Consider the following 4,345-nt stretch of genomic DNA (forward strand, 5'->3'; position numbering starts at 1 on the left):
CTGCTCCGCCGGCAGGCCCAGGCTCTTCAGGGCCTTCACATAGGCCGCATGATCCTCCGGCGAGAGCCGCTGGGACATGGTCCGGCCGTTCGGATCGACCGCGAGCTGCATGATGAGGGGGCCCAGCTGGGCCGGGTCGTCAACAGGCAGCAACTCCATCTTCAGTTCATCCGACGCCTTGAAGGCGTCGGCGACGGCCTCGTCGAACCATTCGAGGCCTTTGGGCAGAAGGTGGACGGTGCCGAACAGGTAGATCGTGGTGTCGGCGTCGCGCACCACCCACAGGGCCGGATCGGCGTCGCGCGGCTTGGCGAGGGCGGGCGCCGCGGCGAGGCTGAGGGCGGCGGCGAGGGCGGCGAGTCGCCCGAGGCGGCGGATCTTCATGGACGTGTCTCCGGGGGAAGGGGGGATCAGAACAGCCGCCAGAGCTTGACGGCGGTATAGTAGAGGGCGGTCGAGCCCACGATGAACAGGAACAGGATCGAAAGGTTCACCTGAGGCGCATGGCCAAGGTGGGCCAGGAAGGCCCAGGGAACGCCGACGACGAGTCCGACGTGCAGGCCGACGGTGTTGGCCCAGAGGTTGTCCTGAACCTCGACCTCGTCGACCCAGCGGTAGAACCAGACGGAGAAGCCGGCGATCAGCAGGGCCCCTGCCGCCGCCAGCCCCCAGGCGCTCTCAAGCGTGAGCTTCAGCACGCCTTCCTCGGCCATTCCCATGCTCACGCCGACCGCGACGCCAAGCAGAAGGCTGAAGACGAATATGGCGGCGTAGATCCGCCGGCGGCGGAGGGCGCGCGCCTCGCCAGCGGGGCGGCCGGCCTCAGGGCTCAAGGGGGTTTCGGTGGCGTTCATGGCTTTGTCTCCGGGGGACCTCAGTCCCGGGGTGGGTCGGCGAACACCTGCTCGACCGAAAGGTCGAAGAGGCGCGCAATACGGAAGGCGAGGCTAAGCGAGGGGTCGTGTTTCCCGGTCTCGATGGCGTTGACCGCCTGCCGGGAGACGTCGAGGCGGCCGGCCAGTTCGGCCTGGCTCCAGCCGCGCTCCGCCCTGAGGAGTCTCAATCGATTGTGCATGTCACCCTATCTGATGTCAGGTTACCCTGACATAATGTCAGCCTAACCTGACCATGTCAAGTCAACCTGACATTGGGGGGCGAAGGGCGATTCAAGGATCGCTGCGCCAGCCTGATCCCGCCTCAGCGGCGATCCGCCAACCAGCTGCGTATGGTGCGGTTCACCAGGGTTTCGGCATCGTGCTGCACGAAGTGGTCGGCGTCGGGGATCATCAGCAGGGTCGTATCCCGGGCCACGTGGTCCCAGGTCCCGGCGTGGCCGGCCGCCGCCAGGGCCTTGTCCTGCATGCCGTGGATGACCAGGACCGGCGCCTGGACGGGGGGGAGGTCCGGTGCGGCCACAGGGGCGTCACCGCCGCCGGAGGGGTAGTTGGCCCGGTAGTAGTTCAGCATCCCCGCCAGGCTGGAGCGCCGGAAGGCCTCGACGTAGCCGGCGCGTTCGTCCGGGTCCTTCACCCAGCCGGCCAGGCCCTCGGCAGTGAGGTGTTTCTCGAAGCCCGGGGTCTGGAAGTCACGGGCGTATTGGCTGTTCTTCTGCTGCTCGGCGTTGCCGGCCATCTCGCGGCCGAAGCCGGCCGGATGGGGCACGCTCATGATGACCAGCTGGCTGACCAGGTCAGGCCGGTGGATGGCCACCTGCCAGGCGATGGCGGCGCCCCAGTCGTGACCCACAAGGATGGCGTCCTCCGCCCCCTCGGCGGCGATGACGGCGGCGACGTCGCCGATCAGGTGGGGCATGGCGTAGGCCTCGACCCCCTCCGGCTTGTCCGAAAGGTTGTAGCCCCGGCAATCGAGGGCTGCGGCGCGGTAACCCTCTGCGGCAAGGGTCCCCATCAGAGGTTTCCAGGTCGCCCAATAGTCCGGGAAGCCATGGATCATCACCACCAGGGGCCCCTCTCCCGCCGCCTGGTAGTGAATCTTCACTCCGGAGTTGTCGGCGTAGCGCTCCATGGCGTCTCTCAGGTTCTCTATAGTATACAGCGTAAGCCGAGAATCCGGATGGGGCAAGCCTCGTGCGTCGGTAACTGGACAGGGCCTCGCCATGGCCTGACGCGCCCGTTCCGGCCTTGGCCTTTCAAGCCACCGGAGCCGGGCAGGGGCAAATGATGCTCCTTCCGAGACTTCGATTCATGTTCGCGGCCGTGGCGCTGTCCGCTGGTCTCCCCGCCATCGCCGCGACCCTTTTCGTCTTTCCGAGCATTGAACGCGGGGTTCGTGCGCCCTATTGACACGCCATGCTCCACCATACGCCTCTCATCGCCACGATCGTCGCTGGCCTTGTGGCGGCCTTCGCCATGGGGGCCCTGGCGCACCGGCTGAAGGTCTCTCCGGTCGCGGGCTACCTGTTCGCCGGCGTTCTGATCGGGCCCTTCACTCCGGGGTATGTCGCCGACGGCAAGATCGCGACCGAGCTCGCCGAACTCGGCGTGATCCTGCTGATGTTCGGCGTGGGGCTCCACTTCTCCTTCAAGGACCTGATGTCCGTCCGCCGGATCGCGGTGCCCGGCGCCCTCGTGCAGATGGGCTCGGCCACGGCCTTGGGCGTCATCCTCGCCCTGGTGATGGGTTGGACCGTGGCGGCCGGTCTGGTCTTCGGCCTCGCCCTGTCGGTCGCCAGTACGGTCGTCCTGCTGCGCGCCCTGCAGTCGGAAAACCTGGTGGAGACCGAGCGGGGCCGGATCGCCGTCGGCTGGCTGATCGTCGAGGACCTGGCCATGGTGATGGCCCTGGTCCTCCTTCCCGTCTTCGCCCAGATGCAGGCCGGAAACGGGGCGGGAGGAACGGACCTGCTCTCCGCCGCCATCGGCACCCTGGTCAAGGTCGCGGGTTTCGCCGCCCTGATGCTGATCGTCGGCCGAAGGGTCATCCCCTGGGTTCTCCACTGGACGGCGCATACGGGGTCGCGGGAGCTGTTCCGCCTCGCCGTCCTGGCCATTGCCCTGGGGGTGGCGTTCGGCGCGGCCTATGTCTTCCAGGTCTCGTTCGCCCTGGGCGCCTTCTTCGCCGGCATGATCCTCGGGGAAACCCAGCTGAGCCGCCGCGCGGCGGAGGAATCCCTGCCTCTCCGGGACGCCTTTGCGGTCCTGTTCTTTGTTTCCGTCGGCATGCTGTTCGATCCGTCGGTCATTCTCGAGCAGCCCGTGCCTCTGCTGGCGACCGTCGCCATCATCATCTTCGGCAAGTCCCTGGCCGCCTACGCCATCGTCCGGCTTTTCGGGTATCCGAGAGGAACGGCCCTCACCGTCTCTGCGAGCCTGGCCCAGATCGGGGAGTTCTCCTTCATTCTCGCAGGCCTTGGCGCGACCCTCGGCATCCTGCCGGACGAGGCGCGCGACCTGATCCTGGCCGGGGCGATCCTGTCGATCCTCGCCAATCCCTTCATCTTCGGGCTGGTGGTTCGCAAGTCGGGAGAGGCCGCCAGCGCAGCTCCCGGCGCCAGCCCGACAACCGCCTCCGCCGCCGGTCGGGTGGTGCTGGTGGGCTATGGCCGGGTGGGAAAGTCGCTGGCGCGGCGCCTCAGGGCGGCGCGGACGGACTTCGTGCTGATCGAGGAGCAGTCGGACCGCGCCGATGAGGCGCGCGCCGCCGGATACGAGGTGGTGACGGGCAACGCCACACAGGTTCAGACCCTCGAGCAGGCGGGCCTGGCCGACGCCGGGCGTCTGCTCGTGGCGATCCCCGAGGGGTTCGAGGCCGGCGGCGTCGTCCACCGGGCCCGCGACCTCAATCCGGGTCTCACCATCGTCGCCCGCGCGCACTCCGTGGAGGAGGTCGAGGATCTGCGGCTCCGGGGCGCAGACCATGTGGTCCTCGGAGAGGAGGCGATCGCCCTGCGCATGCTGTCGGGCGCCTCCGCCGCGCCCGCCTGACTGAGGCGCCGCCCGCCGTCTGGCTCTCCCTGCGGCTTGGGCCTAGAGGGACTGCTCCGGTGAGAGCAGGCGGCCGTTGCCGGCCTGGCGATCCTAGAGCGGACCGCGATCAGACAGAACCGTATCCTGCGTTGACGAGGGAGTTGGCGCATTCCTTGGGTGTGAAGCGCTCGAGGATTTGTCCGGCCGTTCGCCACGCGGCCTCGACGCCTCTGGGCTGGGACTTGCGCATGAGGTGCTTGAGCTTGGCGAAGACCTGCTCGATCGGGTTCAGGTCCGGGCTGTAGGCCGGCAGGAAGAGCAGATGTGCGCCGCGGCTTCGGATGGCGGCCCTTGCGGCCTTTCCCTTGCGGCTGCCGAGGTTGTCCATCACCACCACGTCGCCGGGTCTGAGGGTGGGA

At 68.1% G+C, this 4,345-nt stretch carries 6 protein-coding genes; 1 reads left to right on the forward strand and 5 read right to left on the reverse strand.

The genetic code is table 11. The annotated features are described in order from the left end of the window. From INE98_RS11460 to INE98_RS11475, 4 genes are all read right to left on the reverse strand, one after another. Nucleotides 1-384, reverse strand: a 384-nt coding sequence (locus INE98_RS11460) for a TraB/GumN family protein (protein ID WP_293539063.1), incomplete at its 3' end; no start/stop codon positions are given. A gap of 26 nt (nucleotides 385-410) precedes the next feature. After that, complete coding sequence (locus INE98_RS11465) at nucleotides 411-854, reverse strand: hypothetical protein (protein ID WP_293539064.1); 444 nt, start codon at nucleotides 852-854, stop codon at nucleotides 411-413. Between the two features lie 20 nt (nucleotides 855-874). Beyond that, complete coding sequence (locus INE98_RS11470) at nucleotides 875-1,075, reverse strand: helix-turn-helix transcriptional regulator (RefSeq protein WP_293539065.1); 201 nt, start codon at nucleotides 1,073-1,075, stop codon at nucleotides 875-877. A gap of 122 nt (nucleotides 1,076-1,197) precedes the next feature. Then, nucleotides 1,198-2,025, reverse strand: coding sequence for an alpha/beta hydrolase (locus tag INE98_RS11475; protein WP_293539066.1), 828 nt, complete (start codon nucleotides 2,023-2,025; stop codon nucleotides 1,198-1,200). A 284-nt stretch (nucleotides 2,026-2,309) separates the two neighbouring features. Between INE98_RS11475 and ybaL the strand changes: the two genes are divergently transcribed. Beyond that, nucleotides 2,310-3,944 carry a YbaL family putative K(+) efflux transporter gene (gene ybaL, locus INE98_RS11480; protein WP_293539067.1) on the forward strand — a complete coding sequence of 545 codons (1,635 nt, stop codon included), beginning with the start codon at nucleotides 2,310-2,312 and terminating at the stop codon, nucleotides 3,942-3,944. A gap of 109 nt (nucleotides 3,945-4,053) precedes the next feature. Here the strand turns inward: ybaL and INE98_RS11485 are convergent. Beyond that, nucleotides 4,054-4,345: transposase (locus INE98_RS11485; RefSeq protein WP_293539068.1), on the reverse strand; the 292-nt coding region annotated here is incomplete at its 5' end.

The organism is Phenylobacterium sp. (assembly GCF_020253645.1).
GTDB lineage: Bacteria > Pseudomonadota > Alphaproteobacteria > Caulobacterales > Caulobacteraceae > Phenylobacterium.